The 26,336-nt window shown below is 66.9% G+C and carries 23 protein-coding genes; 12 read left to right on the forward strand and 11 right to left on the reverse strand.

The genetic code is table 11. The features are described from left to right. Positions 1-18: 18 nt before the first annotated feature. Entirely contained in the window at positions 19-1,368 is a 1,350-nt protein-coding gene (locus VCS63_RS22505) for a mechanosensitive ion channel family protein (RefSeq protein ID WP_323881054.1), read from the reverse strand. A 135-nt stretch (positions 1,369-1,503) separates the two neighbouring features. On the opposite strand from VCS63_RS22505, the gene argH reads away from it, so the two are divergent. Then, entirely contained in the window at positions 1,504-2,922 is a 1,419-nt protein-coding gene (argH, locus tag VCS63_RS22510) for an argininosuccinate lyase (protein WP_042793208.1), read from the forward strand. Positions 2,923-3,009: 87 nt separating this feature from the next. Here argH and VCS63_RS22515 read toward each other — a convergent pair whose 3' ends face one another. Next, positions 3,010-3,429, reverse strand: a complete 420-nt coding sequence (locus tag VCS63_RS22515) for a type II toxin-antitoxin system HicB family antitoxin (RefSeq protein WP_042793207.1) — start codon at positions 3,427-3,429, stop codon at positions 3,010-3,012. Between the two features lie 202 nt (positions 3,430-3,631). Further along, on the reverse strand, positions 3,632-4,540 hold the full coding sequence (locus VCS63_RS22520; RefSeq protein ID WP_301875524.1) for a LysR family transcriptional regulator: 909 nt from the start codon (positions 4,538-4,540) through the stop codon (positions 3,632-3,634). 108 nt (positions 4,541-4,648) lie between these two features. On the opposite strand from VCS63_RS22520, the gene VCS63_RS22525 reads away from it, so the two are divergent. Continuing rightward, on the forward strand, positions 4,649-5,845 hold the full coding sequence (locus tag VCS63_RS22525; RefSeq protein ID WP_323881055.1) for an MFS transporter: 1,197 nt from the start codon (positions 4,649-4,651) through the stop codon (positions 5,843-5,845). On the opposite strand, the gene VCS63_RS22530 is transcribed toward VCS63_RS22525, so the two are convergent. Next, on the reverse strand, positions 5,808-6,596 hold the full coding sequence (locus VCS63_RS22530; protein ID WP_076812901.1) for a helix-turn-helix transcriptional regulator: 789 nt from the start codon (positions 6,594-6,596) through the stop codon (positions 5,808-5,810). The genes VCS63_RS22525 and VCS63_RS22530 overlap by 38 nt on opposite strands. A gap of 147 nt (positions 6,597-6,743) precedes the next feature. Between VCS63_RS22530 and VCS63_RS22535 the strand changes: the two genes are divergently transcribed. Genes VCS63_RS22535 through VCS63_RS22570 form a run of 8 tightly spaced genes read left to right on the forward strand, consistent with a single transcriptional unit; the run spans position 6,744 to position 14,971 of the window. Next, positions 6,744-8,444, forward strand: coding sequence for an FAD-dependent oxidoreductase (locus tag VCS63_RS22535; protein WP_063960357.1), 1,701 nt, complete (start codon positions 6,744-6,746; stop codon positions 8,442-8,444). After that, a complete protein-coding gene (locus VCS63_RS22540) occupies positions 8,419-8,625 on the forward strand; it encodes a DUF2783 domain-containing protein (RefSeq protein ID WP_149064748.1) in 207 nt (68 codons plus the stop codon). Before VCS63_RS22535 ends, VCS63_RS22540 begins: the two co-directional genes overlap by 26 nt. Beyond that, positions 8,622-9,224, forward strand: a complete 603-nt coding sequence (locus VCS63_RS22545) for a VOC family protein (protein WP_323881056.1) — start codon at positions 8,622-8,624, stop codon at positions 9,222-9,224. The genes VCS63_RS22540 and VCS63_RS22545 overlap by 4 nt, the downstream gene beginning before the upstream one ends. Before the next feature lie 33 nt (positions 9,225-9,257). After that, entirely contained in the window at positions 9,258-10,217 is a 960-nt protein-coding gene (locus VCS63_RS22550) for an MBL fold metallo-hydrolase (RefSeq protein ID WP_042793201.1), read from the forward strand. A gap of 29 nt (positions 10,218-10,246) precedes the next feature. Next, positions 10,247-11,281: a fumarylacetoacetate hydrolase family protein gene (locus tag VCS63_RS22555; RefSeq protein WP_063642592.1), complete on the forward strand. Its 1,035-nt coding sequence runs from the start codon at positions 10,247-10,249 to the stop codon at positions 11,279-11,281. Positions 11,282-11,294: 13 nt separating this feature from the next. Further along, positions 11,295-12,005, forward strand: coding sequence for a maleylacetoacetate isomerase (gene maiA, locus VCS63_RS22560; RefSeq protein WP_323881057.1), 711 nt, complete (start codon positions 11,295-11,297; stop codon positions 12,003-12,005). Between the two features lie 28 nt (positions 12,006-12,033). Beyond that, complete coding sequence (locus tag VCS63_RS22565; protein WP_323881058.1) at positions 12,034-13,389, forward strand: MFS transporter; 1,356 nt, start codon at positions 12,034-12,036, stop codon at positions 13,387-13,389. A gap of 34 nt (positions 13,390-13,423) precedes the next feature. Then, on the forward strand, positions 13,424-14,971 hold the full coding sequence (locus tag VCS63_RS22570) for a fumarate hydratase (RefSeq protein ID WP_063960360.1): 1,548 nt from the start codon (positions 13,424-13,426) through the stop codon (positions 14,969-14,971). On the opposite strand, the gene VCS63_RS22575 is transcribed toward VCS63_RS22570, so the two are convergent. Beyond that, a complete protein-coding gene (locus VCS63_RS22575; protein ID WP_280134357.1) occupies positions 14,958-15,776 on the reverse strand; it encodes a tRNA U-34 5-methylaminomethyl-2-thiouridine biosynthesis protein in 819 nt (272 codons plus the stop codon). The genes VCS63_RS22570 and VCS63_RS22575 overlap by 14 nt on opposite strands. Positions 15,777-15,794: 18 nt before the next feature. Continuing rightward, a complete protein-coding gene (gene cnbCb, locus VCS63_RS22580; RefSeq protein WP_323881059.1) occupies positions 15,795-16,721 on the reverse strand; it encodes a 2-aminophenol 1,6-dioxygenase subunit beta in 927 nt (308 codons plus the stop codon). A 475-nt stretch (positions 16,722-17,196) separates the two neighbouring features. Here cnbCb and VCS63_RS22585 point away from each other — a divergent pair, with 475 nt between their 5' ends. Continuing rightward, positions 17,197-19,203, forward strand: a complete 2,007-nt coding sequence (locus VCS63_RS22585; protein ID WP_323881060.1) for a PEP/pyruvate-binding domain-containing protein — start codon at positions 17,197-17,199, stop codon at positions 19,201-19,203. 4 nt (positions 19,204-19,207) lie between these two features. Here the strand turns inward: VCS63_RS22585 and VCS63_RS22590 are convergent, their stop codons facing one another. Both VCS63_RS22590 and VCS63_RS22595 read right to left on the reverse strand, forming a co-directional pair. Next, positions 19,208-20,185: a Bug family tripartite tricarboxylate transporter substrate binding protein gene (locus tag VCS63_RS22590; protein ID WP_063642597.1), complete on the reverse strand. Its 978-nt coding sequence runs from the start codon at positions 20,183-20,185 to the stop codon at positions 19,208-19,210. 1 nt (position 20,186) lies between these two features. Further along, entirely contained in the window at positions 20,187-21,482 is a 1,296-nt protein-coding gene (locus VCS63_RS22595; RefSeq protein ID WP_323881061.1) for an amidase, read from the reverse strand. A 90-nt stretch (positions 21,483-21,572) separates the two neighbouring features. Between VCS63_RS22595 and VCS63_RS22600 the strand changes: the two genes are divergently transcribed. Beyond that, a complete protein-coding gene (locus VCS63_RS22600) occupies positions 21,573-22,484 on the forward strand; it encodes a LysR substrate-binding domain-containing protein (RefSeq protein WP_164794509.1) in 912 nt (303 codons plus the stop codon). Positions 22,485-22,550: 66 nt separating this feature from the next. On the opposite strand, the gene lpdA is transcribed toward VCS63_RS22600, so the two are convergent. Genes lpdA through VCS63_RS22615 form a run of 3 tightly spaced genes read right to left on the reverse strand, consistent with a single transcriptional unit; the run spans position 22,551 to position 26,335 of the window. Continuing rightward, positions 22,551-23,954: a dihydrolipoyl dehydrogenase gene (gene lpdA / locus VCS63_RS22605; protein WP_164794508.1), complete on the reverse strand. Its 1,404-nt coding sequence runs from the start codon at positions 23,952-23,954 to the stop codon at positions 22,551-22,553. 2 nt (positions 23,955-23,956) lie between these two features. Further along, positions 23,957-25,288 carry a dihydrolipoamide acetyltransferase family protein gene (locus tag VCS63_RS22610; protein ID WP_164794507.1) on the reverse strand — a complete coding sequence of 444 codons (1,332 nt, stop codon included), beginning with the start codon at positions 25,286-25,288 and terminating at the stop codon, positions 23,957-23,959. A 3-nt stretch (positions 25,289-25,291) separates the two neighbouring features. Continuing rightward, complete coding sequence (locus VCS63_RS22615; RefSeq protein WP_042793191.1) at positions 25,292-26,335, reverse strand: alpha-ketoacid dehydrogenase subunit beta; 1,044 nt, start codon at positions 26,333-26,335, stop codon at positions 25,292-25,294. Position 26,336: the final 1 nt, after the last annotated feature.

Consider the following 26,336-nt stretch of genomic DNA (forward strand, 5'->3'; position numbering starts at 1 on the left):
GCCCGCGCCCGCGGTCCCTCAGCGCGGCATCTTCGCGTCCGTCAGTCCGTGCCCGGACGGCGCGGCCAGGCCCGGGCGGCCGCCCTCGACGGCCAGCGCCGCCTGCAAGGTCCCTTCGCGCAGGTGGGTACCCATCGCGCCGATGTCGGCGCCGGACGGCTGCTGATACAGGCGCAGGCCGAGTTCGGGCAGGATCGCCAGCAAATGGTCGAAGATGTCGCCCTGGATGCGCTCGTATTCCACCCAGGCCGTCACGGCGGTAAAGCAATAGACCTCGACCGGAATGCCCTCGGAAGTGGGCTCCATCATGCGCACCATCATCGCCATGTCCTGGCGGACCTCTGGATTCTGCTTCAGGTAGGCCAGCGCATAGGCCCGCAAGGTGCCGATATTGGTCAGGCGGCGGCGGTTGGCCGGCACGCTGGCAAGTTCGCCCATGGTCTGGTTGGCCTGGGCGATGTCGTGGGTCTTGGCCTGCAGGTAATCATGTAACAGGCGAAAGCGCATCAGCTGGCGGGCCTCTTCGTCGCTCAGGAAGCGCACGCTGGCCGCGTCGATGCGGACGGTGCGCTTGATGCGTCGCCCGCCCGATTCGAACATGTGCCGGTAATTGCGATAGCTTTCCGAAAACAGCTTGTAGGTAGGCACCGTCGTGACGGTGTTGTCCCAGTTCTGCACCTTGACCGTGTGCAGCGCGATATCCTTCACGAAGCCATCGGCGTTGGATTGCGGCATCTCGATCCAGTCGCCGATGCGCAGCATGTCGTTGCTGGTCAGCTGGGTGCTGGCCACCAATGACAGCAGCGTGTCCTTGAATACCAGCAGCAAAACGGCGGACAGCGCGCCCAGGCCGGAGATCATCCACAGCGGCGAGCGGTCGATCAGGATCGAAAGCACCAAAACGGTGCAAACCGCCATCAGGATGAGCTTGCTTATCTGGATATAGCCCTTGATGGAGCGGGTCTGCGCGCGTGTGGTGGCGGAATACGTGTCCTGCCAGGCGCTCAGCACCCCGGAAAACGCCACGAACACGCAGATCCAGGCGCCGGCGTGCGCCAGCCGCCCGACGATGGTGACGGCCCGTTCCACATGCGGCACCAGGCCGATCCCCATCGACACCACCGCGAACGGCACGGCGTACCAGAGGTTCTGGTACGCGCGGCGGCGCTGCAGGGCCTTATCCCAGTCCCCCCTGCCGCTCAGCACCAGCACCCGGTGCGCCAGCAGCAGCACGACCCGGGCCACGACCCACTGGACGAACAGCGCCGTCAGGATCAAGGCGGCGATCCCGATGAGCGTCTGCGCCCAGGCTTCGCGCGGCAGATGGGTATCCAATTGGGTGACCAGCTCTTCCCATTCCAGGGGCATAGACTCTCTTCCTGCTCTAAGGTCTTGAAACTAATCCAGGATTATCCGACAACTGGCCCGGCCTGGAGGTTCACCGCCCGCGGACCGGCGCCCGCCTTCGCCCTCCGCGCGCCAGGCCCTATAATTCCGCCCATCATGGCAAACACTCCCTCCCCCGATCAAAACCAGTTCGCCAACAAGGCGCAGGCCTGGTCCGCCCGGTTCTCGGAACCGGTTTCCGAACTCGTAAAGCGCTATACGGCGTCCGTGGATTTCGACAAGCGCCTGGCGCGCTACGACATCCAGGGTTCCCTCGCGCACGCGGACATGCTGGCCGCCCAGGGCATCATCGGCGCCCAGGACCTGGCCGACATCCAGCGCGGCATGACTCAGATCCTGTCCGAAATCGATGCAGGCAGCTTCCAATGGCTGCTCGACCTCGAAGATGTGCACCTGAACATCGAAAAGCGCCTGGTTGAACTGGTGGGCGACGCGGGCAAGCGCCTGCACACCGGCCGTTCGCGCAACGACCAGGTCGCCACCGACATCCGCCTGTGGCTGCGCGCCGAAATCGACAACCTGCTGGACCTGCTGCGCCAGTTGCGCCGCGCCCTGGCGACCGTGGCGCTGGACAACGCGGGCACCATCATGCCCGGCTTCACGCACCTGCAGGTCGCCCAGCCCGTCACGTTCGGCCACCATCTGCTGGCCTACGCCGAAATGTTCGGCCGCGACGCCGAGCGCCTGGCCGACTGCCGCCGCCGCGTGAACCGCCTGCCGCTGGGCGCCGCCGCACTAGCCGGTACGTCCTACCCGATCGACCGCGAGCGCGTCGCCAAGACCCTGGGCTTTGACGGCGTCTGCCGCAATTCGCTGGACGCCGTGTCGGACCGCGACTTCGCCATCGAATTCTGCGCCGCCGGCGCGCTGATCATGACGCACGTCTCGCGCCTTTCCGAAGAGCTGGTGCTCTGGATGAGCCCGCGCGTGGGCTTCATCGACCTGGCCGACCGCTTCTGCACCGGCAGCTCGATCATGCCGCAGAAAAAGAACCCCGACGTGCCCGAGCTCGCCCGCGGCAAGACCGGCCGCGTCAACGGCCATCTGGTCGCCCTGCTGACCCTGATGAAGGGCCAGCCCCTGGCCTACAACAAGGACAACCAGGAAGACAAGGAAGGCCTGTTCGACACCGTCGACACGGTGCGCGACACGCTGACGATCTTCGCGGACATGGCTGGCGGTATCAAGGTCAAGGCCGACAACATGCGCGCCGCCGCCCTGCAAGGCTTTGCCACGGCCACCGACCTGGCCGATTACCTGGTCAAGCGTGGCGTGCCCTTCCGCGACGCCCACGAAGTGGTCGCCCACGCCGTCCGCGACTGCGAACAGCGCGGCTGCGACCTGGCCGATCTGTCGCTGGACGAGCTCAAGGCCTACCACGCCAGCATTGGCGACGACGTGCATCAGGTCCTGACCCTGGAAGGCTCCGTGGCCGCCCGCAAGCACGTGGGCGGCACCGCCCCCGAGCGCGTGGCCGAGGAAGCCAAGCGCGTGCTGCAGGAAACGGCGAAGTAAGCCTGCGTTCCACAGGAAAAAAATCATCGGCCCCGAGGAATCGGGGCCGATTTTCATTGCTGCGCCGGACTGGCGGAGCTCGCGATCTCAGGCAATCGAAACGTCCAGACGGCGACCCAGCTGCCCGAGCGCTGATTCGACTTGCTCGATCCGGGATGCATGCCGCACATTCAACAAACGGTCCACTTGTGGCATGTGCACTCCCATGCGCCGCGCCAGCTCCGCCTTGCGCACGCCCTGCAGAATCATCTCGTTCGACAGAAAAACCTTGCTGGTAATCAACACAGGTAAGGTTACGCCCCGCTGGCCCGTAGCAGGCTTGGAGGGCATGGGAATGGGGCGGCGCGCCTCGAAATAGATCTCCAGCGCAGCTTCGAGCGCCTCTTCCGCATTGAGCGCGGCCTCATCCACGTCCTGCCCCACGGTGAGCGCTTCAGGAATATCGGGAAACTGGACTAGCCACGTATCGTTGGTGTCGCGAGTCAGGATGTAGGGATAGGTCAGCATTCAGGCTCCGTGTGATCAAAGTGCCGGGCACGGCTATCGGCGTGACGGGCATCCTGCGTGGGGCGCAAAACGTCATTTCAGACCGAGCTGCTTCTTGATTTCGTTCACTAGATGTTTTCCCATCCGTCAGCGTAGAGAGGGCCAGGACAATACAGGGCCGGACTGCCCCATTTATCGGACCAGGAGATACAACGGTCTGCCGCTAGACGATCCGCAGCGATTCGCCCAGCATCTCCAGCACCGCGTCCACCTTGGGCAGCAGTTGCTTGCTCAGCGGCCAAAGCAAGTACAGCGGCAATCCCTCGGTAGCCAGTTGCGGCAGTACCTCGACGACCCGGCCATCGCGCAAAGCGTCAGCCGCCAACCACGTCGCCAGTTGCGCGATGCCGAGCCCTGCGGCCACGGCATCGACCTGGGCTTCGGCGCTGTCCAACACCATGACACCCTCTATCGGTCGCAAGCTGACCGGCCCCGCGCCTTGGACTATCCGCCAGGATGCCGGCTCCCCGTCCGCGCGCCCGTATGCCACTGCGTCATGGCGCATGAGATCGTCGGCGGTTTGCGGCACGCCGCGGCGCGCCAGGTACTGGGGCGACGCGCAGAAAACCACGCGTTCCGAGCCCAGGTAACGATGCCCCAGACCGGGCGCCCAACGCTGCGGCCCGCCGATGCGCACCGCCACGTCTATGCCCTCATCGGCCAGATCGACGAAGCGGTCCGTGAACGACACTTGCGGCCGCAACTGCGGATGCCGCTGGGCGAACTGCAGCAGCAGCGGCAGCGCCACGCGGCGGCCGAAGGTCGCCGGCAGATCCACACGCAGCCGCCCTGCCGGCTCCTGCCGCTCAGCCGCCAATACGGCTTCGGCGTCCTGCAATTCAGCCAGCACGCGCACGCAGGTGCGGTAGTAAGCGCGACCCGCGTCCGTCAGCGCCAAGCGGCGGGTGCTGCGCTCGAACAACCGGGTTCGCAGCCGGGCCTCCAGCCGGGCCACGCTCTTGCCCACGGCCGAGGCGGTGAGGCTGAGCCGGTCGGCAGCAGCGGTAAAGCTGCCTGCGTCTGCCACGCAGACAAAGGCTTCGATGCCTTTCAGTCGTTCGGAAGGAATCATCGGGCTACCAATTAAGGAATCTAGTTCCTTAATATAAGGAAAAAATACCGTAGATAAGAAATTTGATCTCCAATATCGTACAAGGCTCTCCAGCCTTCTACGCATTCCATGACTGAATCTTCCTTGCCTTCGGCCTGCGCCCCAATCCGCTCGGGCACGCTGGCTATCAGCATCCTGGCCGCCGCCGCCTTTGTCATTGTGTCCACGGAGTTCCTGATCGTCGGGCTGCTACCCGAACTGGCCCGCGACCTCTCTATCTCCGTATCGGCCGCCGGCCAGCTCGTCACCCTGTTCGCCTTCACCGTCATGTTGGCCGGGCCGCTGTTGACGGCAACGGTGTCGCACTGGGAGCGCAAGCGCCTGTTCATCGCCATCCTGCTGCTCTTCGCCGCGTCCAACGCCTTGGCTGCGGCAGCGCCCAACATCTGGGTACTGGCACTGGCGCGCTTCATTCCGGCGCTGGCGCTGCCGGTGTTCTGGGGGACGGCCAGCGAAGCGGCAGCGCAACTGGCCGGCCCGCGCCGCGCCGGCCAGGCGGTGGCGCGCGTCTACCTCGGTATTTCCGCCGCGCTGCTGTTCGGCATTCCATTGGGCACGCTGGCGGCTGCGTCCATCGGCTGGCGCGGCAGTTTCTGGGCGCTGTCGGGGCTTTCGCTGGCATTGGCGGCGCTGATGCTTACCTGCATGCCTGCCCTGCCGCGCCCACCCCGTGTCGGTTTGCGCGAACAGGCGCGCATCCTGCGAGACCCACGCATGCTGGCCCACATCGGGTTGTCGGTCGCGGTGTTCACTGCGATGTTCGCTTCCTATACCTATCTGGCCGACGTGCTGGAACGCATCGCCGGCGTACCGCCTGGGCAGGTGGGATGGTGGCTGATGGGGTTTGGCGCGGCCGGCCTTGCCGGCAACTGGCTGGGCGGGCTGGCGGCAGACCGTCATCCTCTGGCCGCGACCCTGGCGTTCACGCTGATGCTGGGCCTGGGCATGATGGCAGCCGTGCCCCTGGCGTCCACGCCGGCCGGCCTGCTGCCGGCGCTGGCCGCCTGGAGCATCGCCAACACGGCTCTGTATCCGGTTTGCCAGGTGCGTGTGATGAAAGTGGCGCCCCACGCGCAGGCCATGGCGGGAACCCTGAACGTATCGGCGGCCAATGCCGGCATTGGCGCCGGCGCAATGCTGGGCGGCTTGGCCATCGCGAAATGGGGCCTGGGCAGCGTGGGCTACGTGGCCGCGGCCATGGCGCTCCTGGCGGCGCTGGCGGTTCCGGTCATTGCGCGCCTGCGACCCTCGCCGGCGGCGCCTTGATCAGGAATTCCTTCAGGCTCGCCACGTTGTTCTTTTTGAAGATGCGGTTTTTGTAAGTGACCACGGTGGTGGGCGACAGGCCCAGCTCGCGACCCACCTCCTTGGCGGTATGGCCCTGGCGCAGCAGGTCCGCCACCTGGATTTCGCGCAGCGACAAGCCGCTGCACCAGGACGCCGCGCGCGGCGGCTCCGCTTGCGCGCGGCACAACTGATGGTGGCGGCGCGCAAGCGCGATCAGCAAGGGCGCGCGCCCGCGCAGCAATTCGGTCACGTTCGGCGAATGCGTGCGCGAAAAATACAGGTTCAGGTAGCTGATGCCTTCGCTGCGAGACCCGATAAGCGAAATCTTGCTGGCAAACCCCGGACGCTCGAACAGCAGGCGGCGGTACTCGTCGTCCATGATCCGTTCGGGAGACGCCGTCTGGACGACCAGATCGGGATGTTGCTCCGGCCGGCATGCCATGTCGCGCAGCAAGCCGTAATTCGGATCGCGCCGGTAGAACTCGTTGTCCACGAATACGTTGGTGGTCCACTCGATCAGGGACTGGTTCAGCAGGCTGGCCGCCGACGAATACTGCACCGAGCCCTCGTGGCCGTAGAACACGTGCGACACATGGTCGGCCGCCACCGTTTCGCGCAATGCGAGCAGTAGCGCGGCATGGAACATCGGGCCGCCAAGATCCATGACGGCGGACTCGGCCCAGCGGTCAGGTCCCCCGCCCGCGGGCATGGGGTTGCTTGTCTCTTCCATGGTGTCGTTTTCCCCGCTTGCGCGTGTTTTCCCGATTCTAAGGTCATCCTCCGCCGCCGCGGTGTCCTCTTCCGTGAGGACATGACGGGTCCGCGGCGCGCTCCTAGAGTGGGGGCTGCAACAAACCTCATCGAACTAGGGAAAACGATGAAAGAGCTTCCCATCTATCCATACGTCAGGCCCGACGAAATGGACCGTCCCCGCCGCGATCCGCATCCGGTGGCCGTCGTCGGGGCCGGATTGACCGGCCTCACGCTGGCCCTGGATCTGGTGCGGCGCGGCATTCCCGTTGTCGTGCTGGATGACGACAACACCGTAGGCGTGCGCGGCTTGGCCTCGCGCGGCATGGTCTGGGCGCAGCGCACGCTGGACATCTTCGACCGGCTCGGCATGGCTGGCGACGTGGTCGGCAAGGGCGTGCGCTGGAACGTGGGCCGCGTGCTTTGCCGCGACCTGGCGGTGGCCTCCTTCACGCTGCAGGACCAGCCTGACATGCGGCACAACGGCTTCGTCAATCTGCAGCAGTACTACCTGGAAGCCTTCCTGGTCGAGGCGCTGATGCGCGAACCGCTGGCGCAACTGCGCTGGCTGAACCGCGTCGCTGGCGTCGAGCCGCAGGCTGACGGCCCCGCCACGCTGCACGTGGAAACGCCCGATGGCGCCTATCGTTGCCGCGCTCAATGGGTGGTCGCCTGCGACGGCGCCAAGAGCGCGGTGCGCGGCATGCTGGGCCTGAGCCCACGCGTGTACGACCAGACCGAAGACCGCTGGATCATCATCGACATCGTGCTGCGCGACACCACGTGGCCGGAAGAACGCTGGACCTGGCTGGACGCCGGCAGCAACCACGGCCGCGCGGTCTGGCGTCACAAGATGGCCGACGACACCTGGCGGCTGGATTTCCAGTTGCGCACGGACGAAGACCCCGCCGAGGCAGCCACTGACGCCGCCATGCGCCAGCGCGTCTGGGACCTGCTGGGCGAACGCGTGGAATTCGACATCGCCTGGCATGGCGTCTGGGCGTACCGCCATGAATGCCTGGACAGCCTGCGCCACGGCCGCGTGCTGTTTGCGGGCGATTCGGCTCATCTGGTCGCTCCCTTTGGCGCGCGCGGCGGCAATGGCGGCATCCAGGACGCCGACAACCTGGGCTGGAAGCTGGCCCTGCACTTGCAAGGCCGCGCAGGCGCATCCCTGCTGGATACCTATAGCCTCGAGCGCAAGCACGCGGCGATGGAAAACATCCGCCAGGCGCGCCGCTCGTCGCGCTTTGTCTACCCGGGCGCAGCGCGCTCGGCCGCGCTGTGGCGCGACGCCATCATCGACCTGGCGCCGCGCCACCCGGTCGCGGCCCGCATGATCAACACGGGCCGCCTGTGCATGCCAGCCGTCTATCCCGCATCGGCGTTGTCGCTCGGCACCCACGCATTGGCCGGGCGCGCGTTGCCCAATATCGTGCTGCGGCAGGCGGATGGCCTGACCCTGCATGGGCTGCTGGGTCCCTGGTTCACCGTCCTGGTCTTTGGCGATGTCTTGCCCGCCGGCGCACAGGAAGGCGATGGCCTGGTGCGCTGGGTCGCCGTTGCGCCGCTGTGCGATGAGCGCGGACGCGCCGCCCTGGCGCATCAGCTGGGACTGGCGCTGGACGGCCAGGCGTGGCTGCTGCGTCCCGACCAGCACGTCATGGCGGCCGCCACTTCCGAAACGAGCGATCCCCGGGCCGTGCTGGCCCGGGTCGCCGCCGCGCTGGACGCCGCCGGCGCCTGTCCCGTATCCCCGCCCGAGGCCCGCGGCCTCTACCGATCAACCGGAGGCGCCAGCCATGCCGCTATCCCAGCAACAGCTTGATGACCTGCTAGAGCGCCTCATCGCGCTGACCAACGTGCCCGATCCCGCGGCCCAGCGCGACAGCCTTGCCCGGCTGTCGCTGCTGCTCATCGAGGCAGTGGACGACGCCGCCCGGGTGCAGGACGCCGTCGACGAAATCCTGGCGGCCCAACCGAATGCGCCCGCCTTGAATATTCCATGAACCACGGAGACGGCGCCATGACGCTGACACAACCCCAAACCCACCCGACCATCCAGGGCCTGCACCACTTCGCCTGGCGCTGCCGCGACGCGGAGGAAACCCGGCGCTTCTACGAAGACATCCTGGGCCTGCCGCTCGTGCACGTCGTGAAGGAAGAACGCGTCCCCTCCACTGGCGAGCATTGCCCCTTCGTGCACCTATTCTTCGAATTCGCGGACGGTTCGCACATCGCCTTCTTCGACCTAGGCGACAACGGCCTGACCCAGCCCGATCCCGGAACGCCGCGCTGGGTCAACCACTTCGCCATGGAAATGCACGGCGAAGCCGAGCTGGAACGCATGCGCGTACGGCTGCAAACGCATGGCATCGACGTCGTGGGACCGACCGACCACCACTTCATCCGCTCTATCTACTTCTTCGACCCCAACGGCATCCGGCTGGAGCTGACCTCGCGCCTGCCCGTGGACGACTACGTCGCCCGCAAGCGGCGCAGCGCTCACGAGGAACTTGCCGCCTGGACCCGCGACAAGGCCGCCGGGCTAAGGCCCGGCGCCACCGGCACCAGCAGCCAGCAGCGCAGCCAAGCGCATGCCGACTGAACCGCCCGACCTCTCATCCCATAAAGGAACCCCATGAGCAAACCCTTCGCCTCCCAGGCCGACTTGGCGGAAAAGAAAATCTCCTTCGAACGCCTGTCCGACAATGCCTACGCCTACGTGGCCGACGGCGATCCCAATTCAGGCGTGATCATCGGCGACGACAGCGTCATGGTCGTCGATGCCACCGCCACCCCAGCCATGGCCCAGGGACTGATCCGCGCCATCCGCGGCGTCACGGACAAGCCCATCCGCCACGTGGCGCTGACCCATTACCACGCGGTGCGCGTGCTGGGCGCATCCGCGTTCGCGGCCGAAGGCGCCGTAAACGTGTTTGCCAGCCGCGGCACCCATGAGCTCATCGTCGAGCGCGGCCAGGCCGACATGGATTCGGAGATCGGCCGCTTCCCGCGCCTGTTCCAGTCCGCCGAGACCATCCCGGGGCTGACCTGGCCCACCGTGGTCTTCGACCGCGAGCTGACCGTGTTCCTGGGCGGCCTGGAGGTACGCATGCTGCATCTGGGGGCCGGCCATACGCGCGGCGACTCCATCGTCTGGATTCCGTCGCAGGGCATCTGTTTCTCGGGGGACCTGGTGGAGTTCAACGCGGGCGTCTATACGGGCGACGCCTATCTGGCCGACTGGCCGGCCACGCTGGACGCGCTGCAGGCCCTGGAGCCACGCCAGATGGTGCCCGGCCGCGGCCCGGCGCTCACCACGCCGGCTGCCTGCCGCGAGGCCATCGGCTACACGCGCAGCTGGGTGGAAACGCTGTACGGCTGCGCCCGGCAAGGCGTGGAGCAAGGCAAGAGCCTGAAACAGGTCTACGAAGACACGCGCCGCGTGATGGACCCCGAGTTCGGCCACGTCGTGATCTATGAACACGCGATTCCCTTCGACATCTCGCGCGCCTACGACGAGGCCAGCGGCATCGTCGACCCGCGCGTCTGGACCGCCCAGCGCGACCGCGACATGTGGGCCGAGCTCACCGCCTGAACCTTCTTCCCCATAAGGAACAACTGAAAATGAAACTCGCCACCCTGAACAATGGCGCCCGCGACGGCGTGCTGGCCGTCGTGAACCGGGACCTGACCCGCATGCGCGCCGTGCCGCACATCGCCGCCACGCTGCAACAGGCGCTGGACGACTGGGCCCGCAGCGCACCGCTGCTGCAGGCCGAGTACGAGGCGCTGAACGCCGGCGACGGCGCCAGCCAGCCCTTCGATCCGGCCGGCTGCGCCGCGCCCCTGCCGCGCGCCTACCAGTGGCTGGACGCATCCGCCTACCTGAACCACGTGGACCTCACACGCCGGGCGCGCGGCGGCGAAATGCCGCCATCGTTCCTGACCGATCCCCTGATGTACCAGGGCGCCTCCGACGACTTCATGGGCCCCTGCGAGGACATCACGGCGGCCAGCGAGGAACTGGGCGTGGACCTGGAAGCGGAGATCGTCGTGGTGACCGACGACGTGCCGCTGGGCGTGGACGCGGACACGGCGCTGGCGCACGTGGCGCTGCTGGGCCTGGTCAACGACGTCACCCTGCGCAATGTGGTGCTGCCCGAACTGGCCAAGGGCTTCGGATTCCTTCAGGGCAAGCCTGCCTCGGCGCTCTCGCCCGTACTGGTCACGCCCGACGAACTGAAGCCCTATTGGCGCGGCGGCAAACTGCACCGCGCCATGCAGGTATGGCTCAACGGCAAGCAGATCGGCCAGCCCCAGGCGGGCGAGGAAATGCAGTTTCATTTCGGCGAGCTGATCGCGCACGCGGCCCGCACGCGCCGCCTGGGCGCCGGCACGTTGGTAGGCAGCGGCACCATCTCCAACGCCAGCGACGCCGCCGGCGTGTGCTGCCTGGTTGAAGCGCGCGTACGGGAAAAGCTGCGCGACGGCGAAATGCGCACGCCTTTCCTCAAGCACGGCGACCGCGTGCGCATCGGCATGCGCGACGATGCCGGCCACAGCCTGTTCGGCGACATCGACCAGCAGGTCCGCATCCCGGGCACGAGGCCCATGCCCTGCGCCGCGTCGCCCGCCCCGCGCGAAGCCGCCACCGCCTGAACGGGAGTCCCTCATGGCTGAATCGCCCGCCCTCACCTTGCACAGCTATTGGCGTAGTTCCGCGGCCTACCGCGTGCGCATCGCCCTGGCCTTGAAAGGCCTGCCGTACCGGCAGGTCACGTGGCACATGGTCAAGGGAGAGCACCAGCAGCCCGCCTACCGGTCGATCGCGCCGTTCGGCCTGGTGCCCATGCTGGAGATCGACGGCCTGCGCCTGCAACAGTCGCTGGCCATCATCGAGTACCTGGATGAGCGCCATCCCGGCACGCCGCTGCTGCCGGCAGATCCGGCGCTGCGCGCCCAAGCACGCGCGCTGGCGCAACTGATTGCGTGCGAAATGCACCCGCTCAACAACCTGCGCGCGCTCAAGCGCCTGCGCGCGCAGTTCGGCGCGGACGACGAACGGATCCACGACTGGTACCGCCATTGGTGCGCGGAGGGCTTCCAGGCCTTCGAGGCGGCGCTGCCCTCGGCGCCCAGCGGCGCGTACGCGTTGGGCGCCGCCCCCACGCTGGTCGAGTGCACCCTCATACCGCAGGTCTACAACGCCTTGCGCTACGGCGCGGATCTGGAGCCCTATGCGCGCGTGCGCGCCATCGTGCAGGCCTGCGCCGCCCTGCCCGCCTTCGAACAGGCCCGTCCGGAAAACCAGCCTGACGCGCCGCAAAGCGCAGCAGCCCAGGCGGCGCCATTCCAAAGCGACAGCCCCCCAACAAGAAGCTGAACCCGCCGCATACCCCAAGGAGACAAACATGCAGACAGACATTCCCGCCGACGGCGCCGCCGTCGCGCCAGCCGGCCGCTCCGGCGCGGCCGGCCCGCTGGTCAGCGCCGACGACCGCAAGGTACTCGCCGCCACGCTCGTCGGCTCGGCCATCGAGTGGTACGACTATTTCATCTATGTCCAGGCCGCGGGCCTGGTGCTGGGCTCGCTCTTCTTCGCGCCATTCGCCAAGGAAAACCCAGAGCTGTCGCTGATCCTGTCTTTCGCCACAGTCGGCGTGGCCTTCCTGTTCCGGCCGCTGGGCGCCATCGTCTGTGGCCACTTGGGCGACCGCTACGGCCGCAAACGGGTGCTGGCCGCCACGCTGATCCTGATGGGCGTGTCCACCGCGCTGATCGGAGTGCTGCCGACCTATGCGCAGATCGGCGTGTGGGCGCCCGTGATGCTGGTGACGCTGCGCGTGCTGCAAGGCTTTTCGGCTGGAGGCGAATGGGGCGGCGCGGCGCTCATGGCGGTCGAACATGCGCCCGAGGACCGACGCTCGCTGTTTGGCGCCTTCCCGCAGATCGGGGTGCCGCTGGGCATGATTGTGGCCACCGGCGTGCTGTGGTGCATCACCGCCGCCGTAGGCCCCGAGAACTTCATGGCGTGGGGCTGGCGTGTGTCCTTCCTGCTGTCCATCGCGCTCATCATTGTCGGCGTCTTCATCCGGCGCGCCGTAGAGGAATCCCCCGTGTTCCTGCAGATGCAGTCCCGGCGCAGCCATTCCTCGGCGCCGCTGGGCACCCTGCTGCGCAAGCATCCGCGCCAGATCCTGCTGACCACGCTGATCTTCGTCGGCAACAGCACCGCGGGCTACCTGCTGGTCGGCTTTTTCATCAGCTACGGGAGCCGGGCCTTGCACATGCCGGCGCAACAGGTGCTGATGATCTGCACCCTGGCCGCAGCCTGCTGGCTGGGCACCACGCTGCTCGGTGGCTGGCTGGGCGACCGCATCGGCCGCGTGCGCACCTTCCAGCTCGGCTATGTGCTGCTGGCGCTGTGGGCCATACCGATGTGGTCCTTCATCGAGTCCGGCGACGTCAGGCAATTCGCCTTCGCCCTGGCCGTGCTGTCGGTGCCGCTGGGCCTGACCTACGGCCCCCAGGCCGCGCTGTACGCCGAGATGTTCCCGGCCGACGTGCGCTATTCCGGCGTGTCGGCGGGCTATGCGCTGGGTTCGATCCTGGGCGGCGCCTTCGCCGCCATGATTGCGCAATCCATCATCACCGCCACGGGCCAATCCTGGCTGGTGGGCGTCTACGTCATCGTCATGGCGGCGGTGTCCTTCGTGGCCGTGACCCTGGTCCGGGACCGTCCCGGCATCACGCTGCACGCCGAATGACCGCCGTCTCTCACGCCACCGCCCGACGCACGCCATGAGCACCATCATCCGCCAGAACGATCTGACCGAATCCATTGCCAGCGCGCTCCAGTACATCAGCCACTACCACCCGGCCGACTACATCGCGCACCTGGCCCGCGCCTACGAAAAAGAGGCCAGCGCCCCGGCCCGCAACGCCATGGCGCAGATCCTGGCCAGTTCGCGCATGGCCGCCATCGGCCGGCGGCCGATCTGCCAGGACACCGGCATCGTCAATGTGTTCCTGGAAGTCGGCATGGACGTGCGCTGGGAGGGCTTTACGGGCAGCTTGGAGGACGCCGTCAACGCCGGCGTGCGCCAAGCCTTCCTGGACCCGGACAACCCCTTGCGAGCCTCGGTGGTGGCGGATCCGCTCTTTGGCCGAGGCAACACCCGCGACAATACCCCCGCCGTCATCAGCATGCGGATCGTGCCGGGCGCGAGCGTAGCGGTGACGGTGGCGGCCAAGGGCGGCGGCTCGGAGAACAAAGCCCGGCTCGCCATGTTGAATCCGGCCGACAGCGTCATCGACTGGGTGCTGGCGCAAATCCCCGCCATGGGCGCGGGCTGGTGCCCGCCCGGAATGCTGGGCATCGGCGTAGGCGGTACCGCCGAGAAAGCGGTACTGCTGGCCAAGGAAAGCCTGATGCAGCCCCTGGACATGCATGACTTGCAGGATCGGGTCCGGCGCGGCGGCGCGCTGGCGCCCGAAGACGCCCTGCGGCTGGAACTTTACGACCGCATCAACGCGCTGGGCGTGGGCGCGCAGGGTCTGGGCGGCCTGACCACCGTGCTGGACGTAAAGATCAGGACCTATCCCACACACGCCGCCGCCAAGCCCGTGGCGCTGATTCCCAACTGTGCGGCCACGCGCCACGCGAGCTTCGTGCTCGACGGCTCGGGTCCCGTGCATCTGGATCCGCCGTCGCTGGAAATCTGGCCCGAGCTGGGTGCGGACCGTGAGCCCGCCGCGGGCCGTCGGGTCAACCTGGACACCCTATCCCGCGAAGAAGTCGCGTCCTGGCGCGCGGGCGAAACGCTGCTTCTGAGCGGCAGCATGCTGACCGGACGCGATGCGGCGCATCAGCGCATCCGCGAGATCCTGGCCCGCGGCGAGCCTTTGCCAGCCGACTTCCGTGGCCGCGCCATCTACTATGTGGGCCCCGTGGACGCGGTGCGTGACGAAGCCGTGGGCCCGGCCGGCCCCACCACCTCGACGCGCATGGACGCTTACACGGACATGATGTTGGAATGCACCGGCCTGCTGACGATGATAGGCAAGGCCGAACGCGGCCCGCAGGCGGTCGAGGCGATCCAGCGCCATCGCGCGGCCTACCTGATCGCGGTGGGCGGCGCCGCGTATCTCGTTTCCCGCGCCATCCGCCGCGCCCGCGTCGTCGCGTTCGAGGACCTGGGGATGGAGGCGATCCACGAATTCGAGGTCACCGACATGCCCGTGACCGTGGCGGTTGACGCCCACGGCGGAAACCTGCATGTGTCCGGACCGTCGCAATGGCGCAGGACGCCTGAGGCCAGGCCCTTGCGCGCCTTCAAGCCAGCTTGAACTCCACCACCGCCCCGCCGCTTCCGTACAACGGCGCATACTCCAGCACATTGGCGCCCTGGAATTGCTCGCCCAGCGCGCCCAGCAGCCAGGACATGTGCTTGAAGCCCATCTCGGCCTTGGCCTGCCCGGCGTACTCGGGCATGAGCGCGCGCAGTTGCCCGGCATCGCCGCATTCCAGCAAGGCAAGCATGCGACGGTTCCAATCGTCGTCGCTGCGGGAAATCACGTGGTCCGAGTCCGGCGGCACCGGCTCGCGGAACATGGTGTTCGACAGCCCGCCTATGCCGATCACCGCCGCCCGTTTGTTCTGCATGGCCGCCGCCTGCACGGCGATGCGGCTCAGTTGCTCCGTCTGCGCGTTGTCGTGGTAAAGGTTGTTGGCCGCCAGTGTCACCGGCAGCGCCTCAGAGCCGAAGCCCATCAGCGAGCTGACCGTGATCGTGCCCGTGTCGATGGGAAACTGGTCATAGTCCACGCCGCGCGCATGGATGCCGGCAGCGCGGCAGTCTTGCACGCACGCTTCGGCCAGGCCCGTGTCGCTGGCGATGTCGAACGACAGTTCCCCGAACTCGTGCCAGTTCTCGTCCACATGCACGCCCGTGCTGCGCTGGCGCGTGATCCATAACTGGTCCAGCACCGCCATCCACTGCGTCGAATACACCAGCACCACGTCGGGGCGGGACGCGGCCAGCGCCATGCCGGCCTTGCGCAGCGCCTGATTCAGGCGTCCCCAGGGCGCCACATCGCTGCGCAGCTGGGGCAGCGGGCTGCCGGGAACGAGGAATGCGGAAACGATGGCCATGGAATGTCTCCTCGGGATCTAGGACGCTACGCCGGCGGTTTCTTCAAGCCGGGACAGACCGGCCTCCCGCAGATTCCATTCCATGACCGCGTTGCCGGTTCCGATCACGGTGCCGTACCCATGGAACTTGCCCGCCAGCTGCGGATAGCCCATGGCCGCGTGCATCCACGTGAAAGCGCCAGACTTCACTTCGGCGAACGCCTCGTCGATGAACTGCGGCAACAGCTCGAAGACATCTGCCATCCTGCCCTTGCGCATCAGTTCGATCATGCGGATGTCCCACAAATAGCCGTCGTAGCGCGCCGGATGCTCCTTGGACATGTCTTCAGGCACCTCGGGCTGTTCATGGAAATGCCAGTGCGACAGGGTATTGCTGGCCAACAGGACCGCGCGCCGCCCGCTCTTGCGTATGGCTTCCCGGGTGGCCTTGCCCAGCAGGTCCATTTCCTTGAGCCCCTCTTTGGTGTCGAGGTAGTACGGCGTATTGTTTGCCGACAGCCCGACCACCGGAATGTCCCACTGTGGACGCACCATGTGCAGCGTGGTGATGGTGCCGTAGTCCACCCGGAACTTGGGGTTGCGCATCATCTTTGTGACGAGGCCCAGCTTGCGCCCTTCCTCGCAACACGCCTCGGCCAGTTCGACGTCCACGTCCATGCCGAAGTCGTAGCGGAACAGGTCGGGAAAGATAGGATCCACCGAGCGGCCCGCCAGGCGCGGCACTCCCAGGAAATGGTGGCCGACCTGCGTGATCCAGTGCGGCGAATGCACCAGCAGCACGTCGGGCCGCAGGCGTTCGATGCTCTCGCGCACGTGGTCGTAGGCCCAGCGCAGGCTTTCCCAGCCGCCGCGCGAACGCGGCTCGTTCTGCGGCGGATTTTCGCCATAGACAAGATGTGGCGGATGGGGGGCCAGGAATCCGGAAAGAATTTCGCCGTCCTTCATTGCCTACTCCTTTGCGAGCGCAGTGGGAACCCGATTTCGATCGTTGCGGTTGGCATGCCGATTTGTACGTATACGTACTTGATTTCAGTATCGATTCGACCTGGTCCGCTGTCAATCCGCCATGCGTGTTCAAAGGCTAGGGAGTTTCCCGAGCAGGCACAAAAAAAGAGCAGCAGTTGCTGCTCCTTGAAAAAGGCCCTCCGATAATCCCCCCCATCAGGACAAGCCTGGATGGCCGGGATTTTCGTGGCGCCGGCGGGGCGATTAAGCCTGGGCGGTATTTAACGGCAAGCCTTGCCAAAAACATATCCCTGAAATTGGGTATTTCGCGCCGGCGGCGGCACGCCTCGCCGCAGCTCGGCAAGCCGCCCGGCAACGCCAATCCATAATTAGCCACATCCTGAAACAAGCAGGGGCATGCAGCCGGCGCGGGCTCCGATATCATCGCGGCTCTCTGCGCCCCGCAAGCCTGTTCATGAATCCCTTGCCTGCCCCACGCCGCGTGTCCTCCCGGCGCCTGCCCCGCCTGATCGTCCTGGCCACTCTCGGCGCGCTGGCCGCCGGCCTGGGTCCCGCCGTTCATGCGCAGACCGCGCGCAAGCCCTCTCCGTACGAAAACGCCCGTCCATTGAGCGCTGATGAGCGCGCCGCGCAGCAGGCGGAGGATGCCAGGAAGGCCGGCCCCGCCTACCTGAGCCAGATCCGCACGCAGGCCGAGTTCCAACAGCTTGCGCGGATCTACAACCCCGGCACGCCGCTGGAGATCCCGCACGTGCTGTTCGTGATCGACAGGAAGCAGCGCGACCGGATCTACTACGTCAATACGCCGCGCTATTCGCTGCACGAGAACTTCGCGCGCGAACATCGCCTCCTGCCCGCGGGCGACAAGGCCACGCTCATCGCCCAGTACAAGGACCCGCAGCGGCGCCTGCTGTTCGGCACCTTGAGTTGGCAACGCGACCTGCCGGGCTACACCTATGAATTCTGGGAAGGCGACCGCCTCACCCCCGAACTGCTCAAGCTGACGGGCGAAAAGCTGCAGGCCAGTTTTTACGAGCCGGTCCGCTTCAAGGCCAATTCCACGCTGCACGAACAAATCGCGCAACGCGCAGGCCTGGACGCCGTGACGCAGGAAGCGCTGCTGCGCGAGCAGACCTTCCTGCCGCTGAATACCGGCCAGGCCCAGGGCCGCCTGCGCATCGTGGCGTCCGTGGACGACACGCCGGATCTGGCGCCCACGGACATCCTCGTGCTGGACGAAGTCCCCGTCGCCCTGCCGCCGGTCGCCGGGCTGGTCACGCAGCGGCCCTCCACCTTGCTGTCCCACGTCAACCTGCTGGCCAAGGGCTGGCGCATTCCCAATGCCTATGTGCGCGATGCCGTGGCGGCGCTGCGCGAACATGACGGCCACTGGGTCGAGCTGACGGTCACCAGCACCGGCTATCAGTTGCGCCGCATCGCAAAGCCCGAAGCGCCGCCGCCCAAGGCTGCCCTCCCGCTGCCCAAGCCCGATCTGACCGTCAAGGCCATCAAGCCGCTCACCGGCATGGTCACCCGCGACAGCCGCCATTGCGGCGTCAAGGCGGCAAACCTCGGCGCGCTGAAATCCGCGCTACCGCCCGCAGCGGTGGTGCCGGACGGTTTCTGCATACCCTTTGCGCAGTACGCGGCATTCATGGCGCAGCTGCACGTGCCGGAACGCATCGCGGCGCTTGAGCAACGGCCCGACTTCGCCCGCGACGCCAATGTGCGCCGCGCCGAACTGGCCGCGCTGCGCCAGGACATCATTCAGGCGCAGCCCGGCCCTGCGCTGGCGGCCGCCTGGCGCGAACGCTGGCAGAAGCAATTGCAGGGGCGCGGCGTGTTCGTGCGCAGCTCGTCCAATTCCGAAGACCTGCCGGGCTTCAGCGGCGCCGGGCTCTACACCACCGTTCCCAACGTGACGCAGCCCGAAGCGCTGACGCAGGCAGTGCAAACCGTGTGGGCGTCGGTCTACAACTATGAAGCCTACGAAGCCCGGCGCGCGGCCGGCATCGGCCAGGACGGCGTGGTGATGGCGGTGCTGGTGCAGCAGGCCGCGGCATCGGAAAGTTCCGGGGTGATGATCACGCGAGATCCCTTCGACGCCTCTCGCCGCTACGTCACCTACCTTTCCGCCAAGCGCGGCCTGGGCATCAAGGTGGTGGAAGGCAAGCGCCAGGCCGAGCAGCTGATGTACTCCAGTTGGTCCAAGGCGGTCCAGGTGCTGAGCCGCTCCGCCGAAGACACCCAACTGGTGGCGGACGCCGCGGGCGGGGTGCGCGAGGTGCCGATCGAAGGCTCGCGCCAAGTGCTCAACGATGCCCTGGTGGCGCGGCTGGCCGCCGTGGGCAGCCATATCAAACAGCGCCTGGGCGGCGTGGACCAGGACATCGAATGGGCCGTGCAGGGCGAGAACATCCTTATTCTGCAGGCCCGCCCATACATCGACGGCAGCCGCTGAGGCGTCAGTCCGGGCTGGCTCCCGACGCCTGCACCACCTGCTTCCACTGCATGAACTCGGCCTGTTGGCGGGCAGCCAGTTCGGCCGGGCCATCATGCATCATTGTGACCCCTAGCTGGTCGAACTTCTGTTGCAGCGCCGCGTCCGCCAGGACTTTGCGTATCGCCTGGTGCAGGGTGTCGATCGACGCGCGGGGCGCTTCTTTCGCGCCGTAAAACGCGACCCACAGATCGCCGCGGAACCCCGGTATGGCTTCGTTGATGGCAGGAACGTCGGGCAGCAGCGCATTGCGCTTTTCGCTGCTGACGCCCAACGCGCGCAGTTTGCCGGCCTTGATGCCTTCAACCGCCGACGGCAGGCTGGCGAACAGCATGGGCACCTGATTGCCCATCACGTCCGCCATGGCGGGCGATACGCCGCGATAGGGAATGTGCTGCATGCGCAGTCCGCCCATCTGGTCCAGCATGACGCCGAGCAAATGGTTCAAGGTTCCCGCGCCGGCCGAGGCGTACTGGTACTTTTCCGGATTCGCCTTCACCAGGGCCATGAACTCATTCATGTCCTTTGCCGGAAACGCCGGGTTCACGCACAGCACATTGGGCACTTCTCCCACCGCGGCGATCGGCGAAAAGTCCTTGATAGGGTCGAATTTCGCCTCTTTATAGACCCAGGGCACGATCAACTGGTTGCTGTTCGCCGTGAACAAAACGGTATAGCCGTCTTGAGGTTCGCGCAGGAATGCCTGCGTGCCCACTACCCCGCCCGCGCCCGGCTTGTTGATGACCACCACGGGCTGACCGAGTTCTGCTCCGAGCTTTTCCGCCATGATGCGCGCTACGATGTCCACCGTGCCGCCGGCCGCCGTGGGCACGACGACATTGATCGGCCGGTCAGGAAACGCCGCATGCGCCTGCCCCCAGCCCGCCACGGCCGCGGCGGCGCACAGGGCCAGCATGCCCTGCTTCACTCTTTTGAATCCCATTTCACTCCCCTTGCTGCGTCAGCAGCTGATGTAGTTTGCGGCCAGCGTCGAGCAAGGCGGCATCCTTGCCCAGATCACCAACCAATTGCATGCCCAAAGGCAGTCCCGCGCGGTTGAACGCGGTAGGCAGGTGCAGGCATGGCCATCCCAGCACCGACCAGATCTTGTTGTATGAAGCGTCGCCGGTATGTTCCAGCCCATGGGGCGCGGGTCCTGGCGTGCTGGGCGTAAGCACGAGATCGGCGCCGCCGTACCACGCATGCCAGTTGCCGCGCAGCGCCGACTGGACCGCGCGCATCTCGTCGTACTGCCCGGCTCCGATGCCCAGGCCATGCGCCACCGCCTGGCGCAAGGCGCCGCTCAGCGCGTGCCCCTGGCGTTCCACCACCGGCGCCAGGCTGCGCGCGAATTCGTAATGCATGATCACATCGTGCGCCTGCAACAGGAGCGCGGTTTCCCGCTCGGCTTGCACCGGCAGGCACTGAACGCCATGCGCAGCCAGTACGGCCAGGGCGCGTTCGATCTCGGCGCGGCTCTCTTCGCACAGCGCCGCTCTCGGGTTATGCAGCTGCACGGCCACGGTCAGCTGCCGCTTGTCCGCGGCTTTCTCCGCGGCCGGTGCTCCTGTGCCGCCGATGAGCACGTCGGCGATGGCCTGCGCATCCGCCACGCTGTTCGAATACCAGCCTATGGTGTCCAGCGATTCACAGGTGAGCTTCATGCCGTCCCGGAACACGCGGCCGATGCTGGGCTTGAATCCCACCACCCCGCAATACGCCGCGGGACGGATCATCGAGCCCCCCGTCTGCGTGCCCAGGGCGGCGGGCACCATGCCAGCCGCCACCGCGGCCGCGGAACCGCTGGAAGAGCCGCCGGGCGTGTGCGTCGGCGCGTGAGGATTGCGAGTCGGCCCCGGTGTCCTGAAGGCAAACTCGGCGGTCACCGTCTTGCCGACCGGAATCGCGCCGGCCGCGCGCAGCATGCCCACGCAGCAAGCGTCGAACGCCGGCGAGCCCGGGGTCAAGGAAGGCGCGCCGAAACCGGTGGGCATGCCTGCCACGTCTATGACGTCCTTCACGCCTATCGGCACGCCAGCCAGCGCGCCAACGGCGCGGCGCTCCGGCTCCATACGCTCCAGGGCCGCGGCGGACAGCACGTGGCTCCACGCGCGCACGGCGGGCTCTTGCCGCTCGATGGCGGCCAGGCTCTGGCGCGCCGCCGCGTGGGCCGTCGTCTCGCCGGCCCTGACCCCTTGGGCAATGGCAATGACTGAAGCGGGAAAGGGAGCGAAAGACATGAGGCGAATCCGGGATGCCGGCAGAACGAATCGATGCGGCATCTTAGGAACTCGACTAATCTCTGTCCAATTGGTAATTTGGCGTTGATTATGTCGAAATCAGAATTAATCTTTCTGGACGGCCGGCTACTGGTCCTGTTCTGCACGCTGGCGGAAGAACTGCATTTCGCGCGGGCCGCCGCGCGCCTGTTCATGACCCAACCGCCCCTGACGCAGCAGATCAAGCGGCTGGAAGCGATTGTGGGCGTGCCCCTGTTCGAGCGCACCACGCGCTCGGTCGCGCTAACACCCGCCGGCGAAATCATGTACGAACGGGCCCGCAAGATCGCCGCCGATACCCAACTGATGCTGCGGCAGGCTCGCCGCACGGCCCGCGGCGAGACCGGTACGCTGGTAATCGGCATCACGCCCAGCGCTGCCAGTTCGCCGCTGGTATCGGCGCTGAGTCACTATCGCGATGCGCACCCGGAAGTCCGGATCGACCTGCGCGAGATGAACTCCGTGGACATGGAGGCCGCGCTGCGGTCACGCGTGGTGGACGTGGCGCTGATGCGTCCGCACCCCCTGGACGCTGATATCCTGACGCGCGTCATCTACGAAGAGCCCTTGCGCGTGGCGTTGCGCCGCGACCATGCGCTGGCGCACCAGCGGGATGTTTCGCTGGAAGAACTGCTGGAGTATCCACTGGTCGGCTATCGACAGGACATCTCGCCCTACTTCCGCAACATGATCCAGGCGCTGTTCGCGCGTGCTCAACTAAAGCCCGAAATCGCGCAGGAAAGCGTCATTCCCACGCTGCTGACATTGGTGGAAGCGGGCATCGGACCGGCGCTCGTGCCCCAATCGTTGTCCCGCATGCGATCGGACTCATTGTGCTTTCTGCCGTTGCGCGACGTGGCGGGCGCAATCGCGCAGGTCGTGGTGGCCGCAATGCGCAAGCAAGGCAACCCCGCGGTCGAAGGATTCAGCGCGGCATTGGCGCAGGCCGTGGGCCGGCGCTAAACCCGGCCGGAAGGCACAACGGGACGCCGCGCAAACGCGGCGTCCCGTTGCGGCGTTCCGCCCTGCTCAGATATGCAGCGCGTGGCCCAGTGCCTTGAGCGCGGCTTCCTGCACCGCTTCGCCCAGGGTCGGATGCGCATGGATGGTGCCCGCCACGTCTTCCAGCGTAGCGCCCATTTCCAGCGACTGCCCGAAAGCCGCCGACAGTTCCGACACGCCACGCCCCACCGCCTGCCAGCCCACGATCAGGTGATTGTCGCGGCGCGCAACCACGCGCACGAAGCCATCGGTCGATTCCAGCGTCATCGACCGGCCGTTGGCGGCAAATGGGAAGGACGCCGTCAGGCAGTCCAGCCCCGCGCTTTCTGCCTCGGCCGGCGACAGGCCCGCCACAACGACCTCAGGATCGGTGAAGCAGACCGCCGGGATCGCGGCGGGCTGGAAGTGGCGGCGCTTGCCCGCCACCAGCTCGGCCACCATTTCGCCCTGCGCCATGGCGCGATGCGCCAGCATCGGCTCACCCGCGATATCGCCGATGGCCCAGACGTCGCGCATGGAGGTACGGCACTGGTCGTCGATGCGCAACGCGTTGCCCTTGCGGTCCAGCTGCAGGCTTTCGAGCCCCCAATCCTGCGTGCGCGGGCGCCGTCCCACCGCGATCAGCACGCGATCGGCAGGCAGCAAGGTCTCTGCGCCCGTGGCATCCTGCACCCGCACCGCGTTGCCGGCGCCATTCAGGCCCAGCACTTTACGGCCCAGGTGCAAGGCCACGCCCATTTTCGCCAAGGCAGCGGCCACGGGCTTGGTGAGTTCCGCGTCGTAGGTCGGCAGGATGCGATCCTGCGCCTCCACCACGGCGACTTCCGCGCCGAGCTTGCGATACACCGTGCCCAGCTCCAGGCCGATGTAGCCGCCGCCCACCACCACCAATTGCTTGGGAATGCTGGAGGGCGAGAGCGCCTCCGTGGATGACACCACCATGCCGCCAAACGGCATGGACGGCAGCGGCGTCGGCTCGGAGCCCGCCGCCAACAGCAGATGTTCGCATTGGATGCGTAGGGCGCCGGACTCACCCGCGTCCACTTCCACCGTCTTGCCATCCAGCAGCCGCGCCCACCCGCGCACCACTTCCACGCCATTCTTTTTCAGCAGGGCGGCCACGCCGCCGGTCAGCTTGCCGACGATGCCGTCTTTCCAGGCGACGGTCCGGGCCAGGTCGATGGCGGGCGCCGATACGGAAATGCCCAGGTCCGAATTGCCCGCGTAATGGCGCGCCTTGTCGAATTCCTCGGCCGCGTGGATCAGCGCCTTGGACGGTATGCAGCCAATATTCAGGCAGGTGCCGCCCAATTGCGCGCCTTCGACCAGGATGGTCGGCACGCCCAGTTGACCTGCGCGGATGGCGGCCACGTAGCCGCCGGGACCGCCACCGATCACCAGCAGGGTCGTAGTCTTTGTGATCTGGCTCATGCTCACTCCACGAAAAGCAGCGCGGGTTGTTCCAGCAGCGCGCGCACCGCCTGGATGAAGCGCGCCGCGTCCATGCCGTCCACCACGCGGTGGTCGAAGGACGACGACAGGTTCATCAGCTTGCGCGCGACCACGGCGCCATTGCGGATGGCCGGCCGCTCGACGATGCGGTTCACGCCCACGATGCCGACCTCGGGATGGTTGATGACCGGCGTGGTGACAATGCCGCCCAAGGGCCCCAGGCTGGTGATGGTGATGGTCGACCCCGACAGTTCGTCGCGGCTGGCCGCTCCCGTGCGCACCGCCTCGGCCAGCCGGACGATCTCGGCCGCCATGGACCAGAGATCCCGCGCTTCGGCATGGCGCATGACGGGCACCATCAGCCCGCCGTCGCTCTGCGTCGCAATGCCGATATGGACCGCGCCATAACGCGTGACTACGCCGGCCTCGTCGTCGTAACGCGCATTGATCTGCGGGAAATCGCGCAGCGCCACCACCATGGCGCGCGCAAGCAGCGGCAATAGCGTGAGCTTGCCGCGCGTGGCGCCCCACTTCTGGTTGAGGCTGGCGCGCAGGTCTTCCAGTTCGGTCACGTCGATTTCCTCGACGTAGCTGAAGTGCGGAATGCGGCGCTTGGACTCCGCCATCTTCTGCGCAATCTTGCGGCGCAGGCCGATGACCGGCACGTTTTCCTCGTCGTTGCGTTCGGCATAGGCTACGCCGCCCCGAGCCTGGCCGCCCGTGCCCTGGCCCTGCAGATAAGCGTCGAGGTCTTCGTGCAGGATGCGGCCGGCCGGGCCGCTGCCGTGCACGTAGCGCAACTCGATGCCCAGGTCCCAGGCGCGCTTGCGCACGGCAGGAGAAGCCAGCGGCTTGTCGCCCGGTTGGCGCGCCACCGCTGCGGGCGCCTGGCGTGCTGGCTGTGCCGGCGCCGCGGGCGCGGGTTTTGCCGGCGCCACGGGCACAGGCGCCTCGGCCTTCGCGGCCTGCGCGGGCTCGGGCGCGGGCGCCGACGCAGCGGGCTGCGCCGCTGCGGGCGCTGCGGCCGCCTTGGCTGGCGGCGAATCCCCGCCCGGCTTGAGATTGCCTTCACCTTCCACTTCCAGGCGGATCAGCTCGCCGCCCACGGCCATGACCTGGCCTACTTCTCCGCCCAGCGCGACCACGCGGCCGACCACCGGCGCGGGAATCTCGACCGTGGCCTTGTCCGTCATGACGTCGGCCAGCGGCTGGTCCTCGGCCACCATGTCGCCGATCTTCACATGCCAGGCAACCAGTTCCACTTCCGCGATGCCTTCGCCGATGTCGGGCATCTTGATGACATGAATACCCATCTCTCAACCCTCCATCGCGCGCTTGAACGCTTCGCCGACCCGGCGCGGGCCGGGGAAGTACGCCCATTCCTGCGCATGGGGATACGGCGTATCCCAGCCGGTCACGCGCTCCACGGGCGCCTCCAGATGATGGAAGCAGTGTTCCTGCACCAGCGAAATCAGCTCGGCGCCAAAGCCGCAGGTGCGCGTGGCCTCATGCACCACCACGCAGCGCCCGGTCTTTTTGACCGAATTGACGATGGCGTCCAGGTCCAACGGCCACAGGCTGCGCAGGTCGATGACTTCGGCGTCTATGCCGGTTTCTTCCGCGGCGGTCAGCGACACATGCACGGTAGTGCCGTAGGTCAGCACGGTGAGCGCATTGCCCGGCCGCACAATGGCGGCCGTGTCCAGCGGCACGGTGTAGTAGCCGGTGGGCACCACGCTGCCCGGCCGTCCGGTCCAGGGCGTTACGGGCCGATCGTGATGGCCGTCGAACGGGCCGTTGTACAGCCGTTTGGGCTCCAGGAAAATCACGGGATCGTCGTTCTCGATGGCCGCGATCAGGAGACCCTTGGCGTCATAGGGATTGGAGGGCATCACCGTGCGCAGCCCGCACACTTGCGTGAACATGGCTTCGGGACTCTGGCTGTGCGTCTGCCCGCCATAGATGCCGCCGCCACAAGGCATGCGGATGGTCATGGGCGCGACGAACTCGTTGACCGAGCGGTAGCGCAGGCGAGCGGCCTCGGACACGATCTGATCCGAGGCGGGATAGAAATAATCGGCGAACTGGATCTCGCAGACGGGACGCAAGCCGTAGGCGCCCATGCCCACCGCCACGCCGACGATGCCGCCTTCGGAGATGGGCGTGTCGAACACGCGCGAGCTGCCGTACTTGGCCTGCAGGCCCTCGGTGCAGCGGAACACGCCGCCGAAATAGCCGACGTCCTGCCCGAACACCACGACATTGTTGTCGCGCTCCAGCATGACATCCATGGCCGAGCGCAAAGCCTGGATCATGGTCATCGGCGCGGAGGCCGGACCAGCGTTGTTATCGATAGCCATG

The sequence above is a fragment of the Achromobacter sp. D10 genome (assembly GCF_035282245.1).
In the GTDB taxonomy this organism is placed as follows: Bacteria; Pseudomonadota; Gammaproteobacteria; order Burkholderiales; family Burkholderiaceae_B; genus Achromobacter; species Achromobacter insolitus.